The sequence below is a fragment of the Sphingobium sp. RC1 genome (assembly GCF_059738765.1).
In genome coordinates this window covers 371022-385094 of sequence record NZ_AP027306.1, presented here as the reverse complement: position 1 = coordinate 385094, position 14073 = coordinate 371022, and the positions used below count along the sequence as shown (strand labels likewise).

At 64.5% G+C, this 14073-nt stretch carries 16 protein-coding genes; 9 read left to right on the top strand and 7 right to left on the bottom strand.

Annotation, left to right across the window (positions count from 1 at the left end):
• Positions 1–70: 70 nt before the first annotated feature.
• From AC6JBC_RS01925 to AC6JBC_RS01910, 4 genes are read right to left on the bottom strand one after another with little or no spacing between them, the layout of a single operon-like run.
• Positions 71–682: a riboflavin synthase gene (locus AC6JBC_RS01925; RefSeq protein WP_498025100.1), complete on the bottom strand. Its 612-nt coding sequence runs from the start codon at positions 680–682 to the stop codon at positions 71–73.
• A gap of 32 nt (positions 683–714) precedes the next feature.
• Positions 715–1668, bottom strand: coding sequence for a bifunctional diaminohydroxyphosphoribosylaminopyrimidine deaminase/5-amino-6-(5-phosphoribosylamino)uracil reductase RibD (gene ribD, locus AC6JBC_RS01920; RefSeq protein ID WP_498025975.1), 954 nt, complete (start codon positions 1666–1668; stop codon positions 715–717).
• A 38-nt stretch (positions 1669–1706) separates the two neighbouring features.
• Positions 1707–2219 (bottom strand): hypothetical protein, encoded by a 513-nt coding sequence (locus AC6JBC_RS01915; protein WP_498025099.1) that lies wholly within the window; start codon positions 2217–2219, stop codon positions 1707–1709.
• A gap of 8 nt (positions 2220–2227) precedes the next feature.
• Positions 2228–2902: an energy transducer TonB gene (locus AC6JBC_RS01910; RefSeq protein ID WP_498025097.1), complete on the bottom strand. Its 675-nt coding sequence runs from the start codon at positions 2900–2902 to the stop codon at positions 2228–2230.
• A 151-nt stretch (positions 2903–3053) separates the two neighbouring features.
• Here AC6JBC_RS01910 and AC6JBC_RS01905 point away from each other — a divergent pair, with 151 nt between their 5' ends.
• The 4 genes from AC6JBC_RS01905 to ssb all read left to right on the top strand — a co-directional run bounded on the left by AC6JBC_RS01905 (position 3054) and on the right by ssb (position 6533).
• On the top strand, positions 3054–3719 hold the full coding sequence (locus AC6JBC_RS01905) for a COQ9 family protein (protein WP_498025096.1): 666 nt from the start codon (positions 3054–3056) through the stop codon (positions 3717–3719).
• 87 nt (positions 3720–3806) lie between these two features.
• Entirely contained in the window at positions 3807–4061 is a 255-nt protein-coding gene (locus AC6JBC_RS01900) for a FeoA family protein (RefSeq protein WP_464787647.1), read from the top strand.
• Positions 4058–5917 carry a ferrous iron transporter B gene (feoB, locus tag AC6JBC_RS01895; protein WP_498025094.1) on the top strand — a complete coding sequence of 620 codons (1860 nt, stop codon included), beginning with the start codon at positions 4058–4060 and terminating at the stop codon, positions 5915–5917. The genes AC6JBC_RS01900 and feoB overlap by 4 nt, the downstream gene beginning before the upstream one ends.
• Positions 5918–5966: 49 nt before the next feature.
• On the top strand, positions 5967–6533 hold the full coding sequence (ssb, locus tag AC6JBC_RS01890; protein ID WP_464771473.1) for a single-stranded DNA-binding protein: 567 nt from the start codon (positions 5967–5969) through the stop codon (positions 6531–6533).
• A 250-nt stretch (positions 6534–6783) separates the two neighbouring features.
• Here the strand turns inward: ssb and AC6JBC_RS01885 are convergent, their stop codons facing one another.
• The 3 genes from AC6JBC_RS01885 to AC6JBC_RS01875 form a co-directional block, all read right to left on the bottom strand.
• On the bottom strand, positions 6784–7683 hold the full coding sequence (locus AC6JBC_RS01885; protein WP_464787650.1) for a UTP--glucose-1-phosphate uridylyltransferase: 900 nt from the start codon (positions 7681–7683) through the stop codon (positions 6784–6786).
• An 86-nt stretch (positions 7684–7769) separates the two neighbouring features.
• Positions 7770–8198, bottom strand: coding sequence for a hypothetical protein (locus AC6JBC_RS01880; RefSeq protein ID WP_196224798.1), 429 nt, complete (start codon positions 8196–8198; stop codon positions 7770–7772).
• A 195-nt stretch (positions 8199–8393) separates the two neighbouring features.
• Positions 8394–8567 carry a DUF1674 domain-containing protein gene (locus AC6JBC_RS01875; protein ID WP_449474410.1) on the bottom strand — a complete coding sequence of 58 codons (174 nt, stop codon included), beginning with the start codon at positions 8565–8567 and terminating at the stop codon, positions 8394–8396.
• Between the two features lie 109 nt (positions 8568–8676).
• Here AC6JBC_RS01875 and htpX point away from each other — a divergent pair, with 109 nt between their 5' ends.
• The 5 genes from htpX to AC6JBC_RS01850 all read left to right on the top strand — a co-directional run bounded on the left by htpX (position 8677) and on the right by AC6JBC_RS01850 (position 14018).
• Positions 8677–9588 carry a zinc metalloprotease HtpX gene (htpX, locus tag AC6JBC_RS01870; RefSeq protein ID WP_498025974.1) on the top strand — a complete coding sequence of 304 codons (912 nt, stop codon included), beginning with the start codon at positions 8677–8679 and terminating at the stop codon, positions 9586–9588.
• Positions 9589–9692: 104 nt separating this feature from the next.
• The gene (locus AC6JBC_RS01865; RefSeq protein ID WP_498025092.1) at positions 9693–10979 is read left to right on the top strand and encodes an RsmB/NOP family class I SAM-dependent RNA methyltransferase; all 1287 of its coding nucleotides are present in this window, start codon (positions 9693–9695) and stop codon (positions 10977–10979) included.
• 33 nt (positions 10980–11012) lie between these two features.
• Positions 11013–11498, top strand: a complete 486-nt coding sequence (locus tag AC6JBC_RS01860; RefSeq protein WP_498025090.1) for a diguanylate cyclase — start codon at positions 11013–11015, stop codon at positions 11496–11498.
• Positions 11499–11589: 91 nt separating this feature from the next.
• Complete coding sequence (gene rpe / locus AC6JBC_RS01855; RefSeq protein ID WP_498025088.1) at positions 11590–12252, top strand: ribulose-phosphate 3-epimerase; 663 nt, start codon at positions 11590–11592, stop codon at positions 12250–12252.
• Positions 12249–14018, top strand: coding sequence for a heparinase II/III family protein (locus AC6JBC_RS01850; RefSeq protein WP_498025087.1), 1770 nt, complete (start codon positions 12249–12251; stop codon positions 14016–14018). The genes rpe and AC6JBC_RS01850 overlap by 4 nt, the downstream gene beginning before the upstream one ends.
• Positions 14019–14073 lie beyond the last annotated feature (55 nt).

Here is a 14073-nt window from a genome sequence, read left to right as displayed (position 1 = left end):
TGCGACTCCTTGACCAGATCGGCCTCGGGACGCAGTTATCACATTATGATGTGATTATTTCAAGCACCAATCACATCGATGCGCGAAGGCTCTGCATGCGGTCGAGATAACGGGCCAGCACGTCAATCTCCAGATTGAACGTCCGGCCGGTCGTCAGATCGTCCAGCGTCGTAGCCGCAGCCGTATGCGGTATGATGTTCAGACCGAACTGAACGGACCCGTCCGGCTGATCCTCAACGCTGTTCACGGTCAGAGAGATGCCATCGACCGTGACAGACCCCTTGGCGGCAAGTGCGGACGCCAGCGCCGGGGGGGCGGCGATCACCAGTCGGGTGGAATCCCCTTTGGACGTAGCGGACACCAATGTGCCGACGCCATCGACATGGCCGGTGACGATATGGCCGCCCAGTTCGTCGCCCACTTTGAGTGCACGTTCCAGGTTCAGCCTGCCGCCCTGCGCCCACAGGCCGGACGCGGTACGCTCGACCGTTTCGGCGGACAGATCGACGGCGAACCAGTCCGCGCCCTTTTCCACCACGGTCAGGCACGCCCCCGAACAGGCGATCGAAGCGCCAATCGCGACGCCGTCCATGTCATAGGCGGTGCCGATGACGAGGCGCAGGTCTCCGCGCTGCTCGGCGGAGCGGATGGTGCCGATGTCGGTGATGATGCCGGTGAACATGGGTGTGCGATCCTGCTGGTTCCGTGACGCTCCTAAGCGCCGCGCCGCCGTTCGTAAACCTCCAGCCGGTCCTCGCCCAGCTGGCGCTCGTCGGTCAGGGTCCAGCGCTGGTGCGCTTGAGCGAGGTCCGACAGGCCGATGTCGCCGATGCCCGCAAGGCCGTCGCCGATGATGATCGGCGCGCGGTAGAGCAGAAGGCGATCGACCAGATCGGCGCGCAGGAAGGCCGCTGCCGCTGCCGCGCCGCCCTCCACCATCAGATGGTCCACATGATCGAGCGCGGCAATATCCTCCGGCTGCGCGATAGCTTCCCACCCCTTGGGCGCCCGGCCGCGAGTCAGCAGCAGGCGGCGGGGTGAGCGATCCTCCAGTCCCGGTAGCCGGACATCGAGGCGCGGGGCGTCGGCGCGTAATGTGCCGCCGCCGACCAGGATAGCGTCATGCCGCGCCCGCTCCAGATGCGCATGGGCGCGCGCCGCCTCGCCGGTGATCCAGCGGCTCGACCCGTCCTTGAGCGCGATGCAGCCGTCGAGCGACAGGCCAAGCTTCAGGGTGACGGCCGGGCGGGCCAGCGTCTGCCGCAGGACGAAGCCGCGCATGACTGTAGCGGCCTCCTGCGCCATCAGGCCCATTTCGACCTCGATACCCCGCGCGCGCAGATGCCCTGCGCCCTGCCCATCAGTGCGCGGATCGGGATCACGCAGTGCGATCACTACGCGCGCGACGCCTGCTCGCGCCATAAGGTCGGCACAGCGCGGCCCACGAGCGGACAGGTGGAAGCAGGGCTCCAGCGTCACATAGGCGGTCGCGCCGCGCGCCTGATCCTTTGCTTCATCGAGCGCCTGCGCTTCGGCATGGGGGCGACCACCCTTCTGGGTCCAGCCACGGCCGACCACCGCACCGTCGCGGACGATCAGGCATCCGACATTGGGATTGGGGGTGGACAGACCCCGCCCGCGTTCGGACAGGGCGATCGCCGCTGCCATGAAACGGCGGTCGTCGGCGGGGTCGGCCATCGGGAAATTCAATTCTGGCTGGTCTGGGGCGCGGCCTTTTCCGCCGCCTCCGCCTTGGCCAGTCGCGAATCGAGCTGGGCATTGATCTGCTTCAACGCTTCCTTGCGGCGAGCGCTGTTGCGGGCTTCTTCGGTGCGCCAGTCGATGCCGAATGAGTCGGCCCATCCCTGCATCTGCTTCTGCCGCTTTTGCAGCGCCGCTTCGCTCTTCGCCAGGTCGATTTTCTGTTGCAGGATGATCGCCGCGTCCGACCGGCTCGCGTCCCAGCTCTGGACGTAGATGATCTTGTTGCGGGTCGGCATCGTGTTGGTGTTCGCGTCGACCATGAACACCCACATGATCACCCAGGTGATCGCCATCGACAGCCCGAGCAGCGGCCATTTATGCGGCCGATTCTCGCGAAAATAGCTCCACAGGTCGCCTAGCGCGCTTCTGGGAGAGACAGGACGGGGGAAGATCGCCATCGCCGCTATATAGGATAGGGCGCCGCCGGATGCAAAGCCGGGCCTTGCATCCGGCATGGCGACATTCAACGGTCGGTCAGCTTGAAATGGACGGTCAGCACCTTGATGCCGGGCACAGCCACGCCGTCCCGAGTCGCGGGGCGGAAGCGCCATTTGCGCATCGCGTGCCGCTGGGTGGCGATCCAGAAGGCTTCGTCCGTGGCGGACAACCGTTCGATGGCCGTCACCTTGCCATCCGCGCCGATGCTGACGCGGACCGTGACTGAGCCTTCCATCCCCTGGCGGATCATCGATCCGGGATAGTCGGGCTGGAACGCGGACATGGCGCGCGGGTCAATGCCGGGTTCGACGAGGACGGGCTCATGCGGCGGCTCAAAGGGTTGCAGGATGACGCCGCCGCCCGTGTCAGTACCAGTGCCACCGGCGGGCACGATTGGCCCCGTTCCGCTGTCAGGCAGCTCCACCAGATCATCGGGATTTGTCGGAGTCGGGTCGGTCGTCGGTCGCACCGGCATCCTGCTTTCGGGGGGCTGCGGTTGCGCTTCCGGCGGGGGCGGGTCGATCGGAATCTGCTTGCCGATCATGATCTGCGGCACATAGGGGGCGATCACCTCCTTGGGTATAAGGATGAACGCACCCACCACCAGCGCGTGGAGGGCGATGGTTGCTCCGATCGCGACGGGCGATCCGCCCCCGCCAGCATATCCGGGCTGCCGACCTCCAGTTGCATGCATTGCCATTACTGCCATCGCATCCTCCATCCTAAATCTGTGCGACCTTCTGGCCGTCACAAACATGATGTTACATCATATCTAATGATATGTTGCAACATCATGTTTGAATATCGTCTGGCGCTTGTGTGCGGGCGTGCCGCGCCCTACCATAGGGGACATGACGACCTTGCCAGAAGACCCGACCCTTGATGAAGTGCGGGCGTTTCTCGCGCCGATCCTGCCGCGTCATGCCGCATTTGACGGCTGGCGCGCCGAAGCGGTCACCATGGCTGCATCGGAGGGCGGTGTGGATGCCGACATCGCGCATCTCGCTTTTTCGGCGGGCGCCATGGACATGATCGATGCCTGGTTCGCCAGCATCGACACACGCATGCTGGAGGCGCTGACGCCAGAGAAGCTCGTCACCATGTCTATCCGCCAGCGCATCATCGCGCTGGTCACGGCACGGCTGACACTGCTGGCGCGCGACCGGGAAGCCCTGCGCCGCGCGCTCGCCGTCATGGCCCTGCCACAAAACAGCGTCCGCGCTGCCCGGTTGGGCTGGCGATCGGCCGACGTGATGTGGCGCGCGGCTGGCGACAGCGCGACCGACCTCAATCATTATAGCAAGCGCCTCACGCTCGCGGCGGTCTATGCCGCGACACTGCTGGTGTTCGTGGACGATGAAAGCGAAGATTGGGCGGATAGCCGCACTTTCCTCGATCGGCGCATCGAAGGCGTGATGCGCTTCGAACGGGCCAAGGCGAGGTGGAAAGGCATAGGCGGCGGCGAGCGGTTGAGCCTTGCTCGCTTCGTGGGCAGGCTCCGCTACCCCGCAATCTGACTGCCCGCGAAAGGCCGCGATTCCGGCTGGCCTTTTCCTATCTATATTGATAGTCACTCGCAGGTGATCTCAGCGAGTTTTACTTCCTTGCGCCTGTCCGAACTGCCGTTGCGCCAGCCAGCCTCTGTGGACCTGATCGACTGGGACGCGCTTTCCGCGTCGGACGGCCAGCGTTTGCGCGAATTCGGCCTGTGCGAAGGCGCCAGCGTCGAAGCGCTGCATCATGGCGGTTTACTCGGCCGTGGTCCGATCGCCTGCAAGGTCGGGCGCATGACCATTGCGATGCGCCGCAATCATGCAGCGGCGATTACCGTCCGCACGGGTCCGGCGGAGGCGGCATGAGTGGCCTGCCACTGGTCGCGCTGGTCGGCAACCCCAATGCCGGCAAGAGCGCCCTGTTCAACGCGCTGACCGGCGCGCGACAGAAGCTGGGCAACTATCCCGGCGTCACGGTGGAGCGCAAGGCAGGCAGGCTGTCGCTGTCCGATGGCCGCCCGCTCGAACTGGTCGACCTGCCCGGCACGTACAGCCTCAATCCTACCAGCCCCGATGAGCAGGTGACCCGCGACGTGGTCCTTGGCAAGCAGCATGGCGAGCGGCTGCCGGACGCGCTGGTGGTGGTGGTCGATGCCTCCAACCTCGACAATCACCTTCGCTTCGCGCTTGAGTTGATCGCCCTTGGCCTGCCGACGGTCGTGGCGCTCAACATGGTGGACCTTGCCACCCGCGACGGGCTGGAACTGGACGCAAATATCCTTTCGCGCGAGCTGGGGGTGCCGGTCATTTCGACCGTGGCGGTTCGCAAACGCGGGCTCGACCATCTCCGCACCGAACTGGACACGCTTTTCGACGGCAGCGCCAAGGTCCGGTCTACCGCCGCGGCTCTCGACTTCGATGCGTTGCGCAGCGAGGCGCGGAGGATCGCACGCGCGGCAGTGGTTCGCGAAACGCCCTCCCGCCGCCTGACGGCTGCGGTCGATCGGGTTGCGCTCCATCCGGTGGCGGGTCTGCTCTTGCTGCTCGCGCTGCTCTTCATCATGTTCCAGGCGGTCTATGCCTGGTCTGCGGCACCCATCGCCATGATCGAGGGGCTGGCCGAAACGGCAAGCACGATCGTCACCAACACGTTGCCGGATGGCCTGCTACGTTCATTCCTGGTCGATGGCGTCATCAACGGCGTCGGATCGGTGGTCGTCTTCCTGCCGCAGATCCTCATCCTCTTCTTCTTTATCCTGATGCTGGAAGCGACCGGCTATATGGTCCGCGCGGCATTTCTGATGGACGGGCTGATGGCCCGCGTCGGCCTGTCGGGCCGCGCCTTCATCCCACTGCTGTCCTCCTTCGCCTGCGCCGTGCCAGGCATCATGGCGACGCGCACCATCGCCGATCCGAAGGACCGGCTGACGACCATATTGATCGCGCCGCTCATGACTTGCTCGGCCCGCTTGCCGGTCTATGCGGTGATCATCGGCGCCTTCATCCCGGCGCGCAACGTGGGGCTGGGCATCGGCCTTCAGGGACTCGTCCTCTTCTGCCTGTACATCGCCGGGATTGTCGGCGCGATGCTGGTCGCGCTGATCCTGCGCGCCACCGTCACCAAGGGCGCAAGCGGCAGTTTCCTGATGGAAATGCCCAAATATCAATGGCCGCGCCCGCAGGACATATTGCTCGGCTTATGGCAGCGTGCCGTCATCTTCCTGAAGCGCGCAGGCACCATCATCTTTACATCGACCGTGATCCTGTGGGTGCTGCTCAGCTTTCCCAAGGCGCCCGAGAACAGCAGCGTCAGCCAGGTCAATTATTCGGTCGCCGGACGGATCGCCAACGGGCTCAACGTCGTGCTGGAGCCGATCGGCTTCAACCGCGACATTTCCCTCGCGCTGATCCCGGCAATGGCCGCGCGGGAAGTAGCGGTGTCGGCGCTCGCGACCGTCTATTCGCTCGATGCGGATCAAGAGGAGACCAAGCTGGAACGGAGCCTGGGCGATCGATTGAAGGATAACTGGCCGCTGCCGACCGCCCTTGCCTTCCTCGCCTGGTTCGTGTTCGCGCCGCAGTGCATATCGACGATCGCCGTGACGAAGCGGGAAACCAACGGCTGGAAATGGCCGCTCTTCATGATCGGCTATCTTTTCGCTCTTGCTTATGCGGCTGCGGGAGTCACTTACTGGACCGCAACGGCCCTAGGTTTAGGGTAGCGCCCGCAGGCCAGCCGACTATAAGAACCTCCAAAGCATCGGAGGAAATATGGCGGGTTCGGTCAACAAGGTCATTCTGGTAGGCAATCTGGGCGCTGACCCGGAAGTGAAGAGCTTCCAGAATGGCGGCAAGGTGTGCAATCTTCGCATCGCCACTTCCGAAAGCTGGAAGGACCGCAATTCCGGCGAGCGCAAGGAGCGCACCGAATGGCATAGCGTCTCGATCTTTTCCGAAGGTCTGGCAGGCGTCGCCGAGCGGTTCCTGCGCAAGGGATCGAAGGTCTATGTCGAGGGCCAGTTGCGCACGCGTAAGTGGCAGGACCAGTCGGGTAACGACCGCTACACCACCGAAGTCGTTTTGCAGGGTCCGGGCGCGGTGCTGACCATGCTCGACGGCGCGCCTGGTGGTGGCCAGGGCGGTGGTCGCTCGCAGGGCGGCGGCAGTGATTGGGGCGCCAGCTCGGGCGGCTTTGGCGGCGATTATGATGATTTCGGCGGTGGCAGCGGCGGTGGCGGCTTTGGCGGCGGCAGCGGTGGACGCTCGTCCGGTGGTGCCCGGGGCGGCGCTGGCGGGCCGAATTTCGACAATGACCTGGATGATGAAGTGCCGTTCTGAGGGTTTTGTTTGGCATGACGTAAAGGGCGGCTCTGGGAGGGCCGCCCTTTTTTTATGCATAGTGGAACCGTCAGAAGCTTCCCCTCCCGCAAGCGTTCAAACGAGCCACGCGACTCGTTTGAAGGGTTAGGGGTGGGTACGAGCAGAGCGAGCTTCTGCATTAGCGTCTGCTCAATAAGGCTGATGTTGCGCTGGCCCACCCCCGGCCCCTCCCGCTTGCGGGAGGGGAGATAAAGGAAGGGGTTTGCCTTCAGGCGGCAGCGGCGATCGTCGTCGCGCCCAATTCCGCCAGCGCGAACTTGCGGATATGTTCGCCCAAATCCTCGCGCTCGAGCGCTAGCGCTAGGTTCGCTTCGATATAACCAGCCTTTGACCCGCAGTCGAAGCGGCGGCCGTCGAAGGTCACGCCGTGGAAGGGCTGCTGCCCGATCATCGACGCCATGGCGTCGGTCAGCTGAATCTCGCCCCCCGCGCCCTTTTCCTGGGTCGCGAGAATCTTCATGACCTCAGGTTGCAGGATGTAGCGGCCGGGAAGAATGAGGTTGGAAGGCGCGGTGCCGGGCGCGGGCTTTTCCACCAGCCCCTTTACCTCGGTCAGCGCGCCATCGCGCTGGCCCGGATCGATCACACCATAGCTCGGCGTATCGGCCATCGGCACTTCAAGCGCGCACACCAAGTTGCCGCCGACCTGATTATAAGCATCGACCATCTGCTTGAGGCAGCCCCGTCCCGGCGCGCCCTTCATGAACTCGTCGGGCAACAGGATAGCGAAGGGCTCGTCCCCAACGATGTCGCGCGCGCACCAGATCGCGTGGCCGAGGCCCAGCGGCTCCTGCTGACGCAAGAACACCGCGTTACCGGGCGCAAGGCGTGTGCCGTCCAGGGCTGACAGGTCCTTGCCGCGCTCGCGCTGGGTGGCTTCGCTTTCATAGGCGATGTCGAAATAATCCTCGATCGCGCCTTTGCCGCGCCCGGTCACGAAGATCATCTGCTCGATCCCGGCTTCGCGCGCCTCATCGACGGCATATTGGATCAGCGGCCGATCGACGACCGGCAGCAGTTCCTTGGGCACCGACTTGGTGGCGGGCAGGAAGCGCGTGCCGAGGCCTGCGACAGGAAACACGGCTTTGCGGATAGGTTTGTAGGGCATGATATTCCATTCTCGCTAGACGCGCGGACAGGCTTCGCCCCCCACGCGTCAAAGGTCAAGCATAGCGGGAGGATTACCTCGCCCGGTCAGACGGCCAGCAAGCGCTGTGCCACCGTTTCGAGCGAAGATATCTCCGCATCGAGATGATCAAGTGAGACATGCGTGTGATTGTTCCGAGCATCGCGGCACGTAAAACCGCCAGGCGCGGGCTGCTGAAAGCCGCCAATGATGAGCGATCGGAAGCGATCGATCCTCTGCATGTGTCGCTCGATATCCGAAATCTCCTTGAGCGCGCTGGCGTTGCGCTTGTCGCGCATCGCCACCATCGTCCGAAGCTCGGTCATCAATTTCGCCATGCCGGGGCGCATCCGGGTGCCGACGGTTCGCACGTCACCCATCGCTTCCCGCATCATGGCGATTTTCGCCTCCAGACTCTGTTCCAGCATCGTCCAGGCACAGACCAGACGACCCACGGCACAGAGCAGCGCCGCATCTTCCGGCGCATATTCAGACACCGCCCTCACCTTTATCTCGGCTATATGATTCACGACCCACCCCGGCTTTGTTTTCTTCCTTTGCCCCGCTGAATCCTGCACGGAAGAGGGTAGCAAAGGCTAGAGGAACACGCCGCGCCGCTCGCAGCGAGGGCACAGGCCAGCGGAAGACGTGCATAATCAGCGATGAACCGATCAAGGGGCAGCCGCCGACATTCAAAAATCGATAGCGATTCCCTTACGTTCCCAGTCTCCGTAGCGGACGGGACTCAATTCTTCCTCATGGCGTGAGGGGGTGTCGATCGGGTCGGGCGCAGGCACCGGCGGGCTCTTCGAAAGATGCGCGGGCGGCTTCACATGCGCGGGACGCTTGCCGTTATATGTTCCCATGTCCAAAGCCTTTCGATTGTGGCGCCGCACCGGCAACCCCATATTCATGCATGGTCCGCTATCTGGGCTGCAAAGGAGTGGAAGACAAGTGAGCGGTTTGAAGACGGTGATGCTGTTGTCGGCGATGACGGCGCTGTTCATGGCGCTGGGCTATACGCTGGGCGGCAGCGGCGGGGCGATGATCGCGCTGGTCGTGGCGGCGGGCATGAACCTGTTCACCTTCTGGAACGCCGACAAGATCGTGCTGTCGATGCACAACGCCCAAGAAGTGGATGCCCGGAGTGCGCCCGAATATTACGGGCTCGTGCGCGACCTTGCCCAGCGGGCGGGTCTTCCCATGCCGCGCGTCTATCTGATCGACCAGCCGCATCCCAACGCCTTTGCCACGGGCCGCAATCCCGAACATGCCGCCGTCGCCGCGACCACTGGCCTTCTCTCGATGCTGACCCGTGAGGAGGTGGCGGGCGTGATGGCGCATGAACTGGCCCATGTGAAGAATCGCGATACGCTGATCATGACCATGGTCGCGACGATCGCGGGTGCCATTTCGATGCTCGCCAATTTCGGCCTCTTCTTCCGTGGCGGCAATCAGGAGAATGGTCATGGTAACATCCTCGCCACGTTGATGGCGGTGATCGTTGCGCCCTTTGCCGCGATGATCGTGCAGATGGCGATCAGCCGCACACGCGAATATGGCGCCGACGCCGCCGGAGCGCAGATCAGCGGCAATCCCCGCGCACTCGCATCCGCGCTCGCCAAGATTTCCGGCAAGGCAGAGATGATCCCGAACCAAGTGGCCGAGCGCAATCCCGCCGCCGCCCAGCTCTACATCGTCCCCGTGCATGTGAGCGAACTCTTCTCCACCCACCCCGCGACCGAAAAGCGCATCGCGGCGCTGGAGGAAATGGCGGGAGATATGGGCGTGCCGATGGCTCCTGCGGCGCGGGCCTCGGCGTTGAGCCCGGTGGCAGCGCCGACGCGTCGGCGGTCGAGCGCGCTTGATCCTTTGGGACGGGACTGAGAGCCGCCTTCTGCCGTCATCCCAGCGGAAGCTGGGATGACGAATGTTGTGGCGGGGTGCCGAACGGTGATTACTTTTCCCGCCAATTGGCCTAGGCGCAGGCGATGGCGAAACCTTCCCAACCCACAGATATTCCCGGCCTCCCCGCCCGTCGCGCCGCCTTGCGCCTGCTCGACGCCGTCCTGCGCCGGGGCGATCCGCTAGAGCTGGCGCTGCACGGTGTTGCGCAGGGCCTGCCAGCTCCCGACCGGGCGCTCGTTCATGCCATCGCAGCCGAGACGCTGCGCCACCTGCCCGATCTCGACGCGCTGATCGACGGCGCTACCCGCCAGCCGCTGCCCTCAGATGCCAAGGCCCGCATGGTCCTGCGCATCGCCCTTATTCAGGTGCTGGCGCTCGGCACCGCGCCCCATGCCGCCATTGCGACCGCGCTGCCCCTGGTTGATGGCGGCCCGCGCAAGCTGGTCCATGGCGTCTTCGGCACGGTCACGCGCGCTACACCCACTCTCCCCGATCCACCCAAATTGCCGGACGAAGTCGTGGCGCGCTGGGAAAGCCAGTGGGGCAGTGACATGCCCGCTGCCGCCGCGCGCGCCTATGCCGTGCGCCCGCCTGTCGATGTCACCCTGCGCGACCCGGCAGAAACCGCCAGCTGGACCGAGAAGCTTGGCGGCGAAAGTTTCGCGCCCGGCCATGTCCGCCTGCCCGATCACGGATCGGTGACGGAGCTTCCCGGCTTCACGGAGGGCGCATGGTGGGTGCAGGACATCGCTGCCTCCTGCCCCGCACGCCTTTTTGGCCAGGGCAAGGGCCGCACGGTGCTGGACCTTTGCGCGGCACCCGGTGGCAAGACGATGCAGCTCGCCGCCGCAGGATGGCAGGTGACGGCCATCGACCAGTCGAAGAAGCGGCTGGAACGGCTGAGCGAAAACCTGTCACGCACCGGCCTTTCCGCCACGATCGTTCAGGCCGACCTGCGCCAGTGGGAACCCGCTATCCCAGCGGACGCCATCCTGCTCGACGCGCCCTGCACTGCGACCGGCATCTATCGCCGCCATCCCGACGTGCTGCATCGCATCGGCCCGCGCCAGATCGCCGAACTTGCCGAGTTGCAGACTGAGTTGCTCAACCGCGCAGCCCAATGGTTAAAGCCCGGTGGCACCCTGATCTACGCCACCTGCTCGCTCGAAAAGGCGGAGGGAGAGGACCAGCTGGAATCCTTCCTCCGCACCCATCCCGATTTCAGCATCCAGAAGGCAAACCCGGCCGAATTGCCGCAGAGCATCGTGCCCCACCCGGAAGGCTGGCTGCGCACTTTGCCGGATACGCTGGCCGACCATGGCGGGACGGATGGTTTCTTCATCGCCCGGCTTGCCCGCGCGCCACAATGAACTAAGATCAGGCGGACGTCAGAAAGGCCCCGATTGCGCCCGACCGAGCCTCTTGCCCTGCATCACAGCTGGCCGATGTACGACCTGCACCAGCATCTCGCGTCGGTGTCGCTCGACGACCGCACCTCCCGCGATGACCAGGCGCTAGCGGAGCGCGGCATCGGCCTATGGCATTGCGACCTCAGCGACAATGGCTTGTCATGGACCAGCGGCGTCTATGACCTGTTCGGCCTGGAGCGGGGCATGACGGTTCCACGCCCGCTCGCCACATCGCTCTACCGGCCTGACTCTCGCGATGCGATGGAACAACTGCGCGCCTACGCCATTCGCCATCGCCGCGGCTTCACCCTGGATGTCGATATACGACCACTCGACGGCGGCGAATGCACCATGCGCCTCATCGCCGCCCCGATATTGGAGGGCGCGCATGTCGTCGCGCTCCACGGCGTGAAGCAGTTTTTGCCGCGCGGGTCGATGGCGTCACGCGGCCTGGATCCAACTATTTTCAACCTGCCCTGAACTCCCCGCCCATGACTGTCGAAAAAGGCTGTGGATAAGGTCCAACTGCGCCGTTGCCCTTGACCCAAGGCGCGGGTAGAGCCGACTGTTGATGACCAGCCCTATCCTTATCTCGCCCTCCATCCTCTCCGCCGACTTTGCCCGCCTGGGCGAGGAGGTCCGCGCGATTGACGAGGCGGGCTGTGACTGGATACACATCGATGTGATGGACGGCCATTTCGTGCCCAACATCACGATCGGTCCGGCTGTGGTGAAGGCGCTGCGTCCGCACAGCCAGAAGCCGTTCGACGTCCATCTGATGATCTCTCCGGTGGACCAATATCTCGACGCCTTTGCTCAGGCGGGCGCCGATATCCTGACCATCCATCCGGAAGCCGGGCCGCACATTCACCGCTCCATCCAGTATATCAAGTCGCTGGGGGTGCAGGCGGGCGTGGTGTTGAACCCTGGCACCCCGGCCAAGATGCTCGATTATCTGATCGATGATGTCGACCTGATCCTGGTGATGAGCGTCAACCCCGGTTTCGGCGGGCAGAGCTTCATCGAGAATCAGCTGCGCAAGATCGAGGCGATCCGCAAGATGATCGACAAGAGCGGGCGCGACATTCGCCTGCAGGTCGATGGCGGCATCGATTTCACCACTGCCCCGCGCGCGATCGAAGCGGGCGCGGACGTGCTGGTCGCTGGCACCGCAACCTTCCGTGGCGGACCTTCGGCCTATGCCGACAATATCCGGAAGCTCAAGGGCGGGTGAGCGACAGGCGGCGCATCCCCAGCCCATCGCTTGCGGATACGGCGGAATCAGAACCAGCCGAAAACGGAATCGAACAGGGCAAGCGCCTCATCCGCGTCGCGGATGACAAGGGCCTGTCGCTGGCTCAACGGGTCGCCAACCGCTTTTACCTGATGAGCTGGAAAACGCCGATCCACGGACGGCGGCTCAAGGGGAAATATCCGCTCAAATTGCTCGCCGTGCCCGATGATGAAATTGCGGGCGATGGCAAGGCGGGTCAGGCGATCCGCGCCGGTTACTTCCAGTTTCGTGGGTTGAAGCAGCCGGTCAACACGCTGGATTTCGATCGTCTGACGGTCATCCCCGCCTTCGCCGATTATCTGCACAGCTTTGCGTGGCTGCGCGACCTGTCATCGGCGGCGACGCGGGAACAGGGCGCGCCCATTGCCGAAGCCGTGCTGCGCAAATGGCTGGACGTGCATGCCGAAACGCCAAGCGAGCCAGCGTGGCGTGCCGACAATGCCGGTTGGCGGCTGCTCTTCTGGTCGGCCCACGCGCCGCTTATCCTGTCATCCAGCGATCTGGTCTATCGCTCGCTGGTACTGAACTGCATCGCCCGCACGGCCCGACATCTGGATCGCGGCGCGGACAAGGCACCCCTTGGCCTGCCGCGTCTGGTGGCCTGGGGCGGAATCGTCGCGGCTTCGATGCTGCTGCCGGGCGGCGCTGCACGCAAGATTTTCGGTGAAGCGGGTCTCAAGCGCGCCATCGAAAACACGGTTCATGGCGATGGCGGCATTGTCTCGCGCTCGCCACTGGACCAACTGGACGCCATCATGCTGCTGGCGATGGTTCGGGCCGTCTACGATGTTCGTCGCGAACAGGTGCCGCCTTTCCTTACCGAAGCGCAGGGGCGAATGGTTCCCGCGCTGCTGGGCCTTACCCATGGCGATGGCGGGCTTGGCAGTTGGCAGGGCACGGGCGCGATCGACCCCGCCATCATAGAAGACGTGATCCGGGCCAGCCGCGTGCGGGCACGCCCGCTGCGGCAGGCGAGCGACTGGGGCTATCAGCGGCTTGTCGCGGGCACGACCATCGTACAGATTGATGCCGCGCCGCCACCGGTCGCTCGCCTGGCCGAGGCAGGATGCGCCTCCACCACCGCGATCGAGATCAGTGACGGGCCGCAGCGGCTGATCGTCAATTGCGGCGGCGCGGCGCTTGAGGGCGCATGGATGCCCGGCGGCCTCGCACAGGGCCTGCGCACCACGGCGGCGCACAGCACGCTGGTGCTGAACGACAGCAATTCCACCGCCCTGCTCCCCGACGGCACGCTGGGACGCGGCGTGACCGAAGTCGAATTTCACCGGCAGGAGCAGGAAAGCGGTAGCCGGATAGAGATCAGCCATGACGGCTATGTGCGGCGCATGGGCTATGTCCATCGGCGCCTGCTGCTCGTCAGCATCGATGGCCGCGAAATCCGGGGCGAAGATATGCTGACGCCCGCCGCGCGCCGCCGTCGGCCGGTAAAGCTGCCCGCCGAGCTACGCTTCCACCTCGCGCCCGGAGTGGAACCCACCGCCACGGCGGACGGCATGGGCGCGTTGTTGCGCATCGAGATGGGGCCTATCTGGCAGTTCCGCGCCAATGCCGGGAAGCTCGCCATCGAGGAAAGCCTCTGGGTGGATGGAGAAGGCCGCCCGCATGAGACCCGCCAGCTTGTCATCACCGCCGAAGCACTGCCCGGCGGGTCGACCATCGGCTGGCTCTTCAAGCGGATGAGCTAAGGCCCCTTACCCCCAATCCTATCCTTGCCGCATCGGCCCGGCAGGACTAGAGGCA

Coding starts and splice junctions, on each gene's coding strand:
- AC6JBC_RS01905 (WP_498025096.1), top strand. CDS start 3,054: ATGACGACCTTGCCAGAAGACCCGACCCTTGATGAAGTGCGGGCGTTT.
- ssb (WP_464771473.1), top strand. CDS start 5,967: ATGGCGGGTTCGGTCAACAAGGTCATTCTGGTAGGCAATCTGGGCGCT.
- AC6JBC_RS01875 (WP_449474410.1), bottom strand. CDS start 8,567: ATGGGAACATATAACGGCAAGCGTCCCGCGCATGTGAAGCCGCCCGCG.
- AC6JBC_RS01925 (WP_498025100.1), bottom strand. CDS start 682: ATGTTCACCGGCATCATCACCGACATCGGCACCATCCGCTCCGCCGAG.
- AC6JBC_RS01865 (WP_498025092.1), top strand. CDS start 9,693: ATGGCGAAACCTTCCCAACCCACAGATATTCCCGGCCTCCCCGCCCGT.
- rpe (WP_498025088.1), top strand. CDS start 11,590: ATGACCAGCCCTATCCTTATCTCGCCCTCCATCCTCTCCGCCGACTTT.
- AC6JBC_RS01910 (WP_498025097.1), bottom strand. CDS start 2,902: ATGGCAATGCATGCAACTGGAGGTCGGCAGCCCGGATATGCTGGCGGG.
- AC6JBC_RS01915 (WP_498025099.1), bottom strand. CDS start 2,219: ATGCCGGATGCAAGGCCCGGCTTTGCATCCGGCGGCGCCCTATCCTAT.
- ribD (WP_498025975.1), bottom strand. CDS start 1,668: ATGGCAGCGGCGATCGCCCTGTCCGAACGCGGGCGGGGTCTGTCCACC.
- feoB (WP_498025094.1), top strand. CDS start 4,058: ATGAGTGGCCTGCCACTGGTCGCGCTGGTCGGCAACCCCAATGCCGGC.
- htpX (WP_498025974.1), top strand. CDS start 8,677: ATGCTGTTGTCGGCGATGACGGCGCTGTTCATGGCGCTGGGCTATACG.
- AC6JBC_RS01885 (WP_464787650.1), bottom strand. CDS start 7,683: ATGCCCTACAAACCTATCCGCAAAGCCGTGTTTCCTGTCGCAGGCCTC.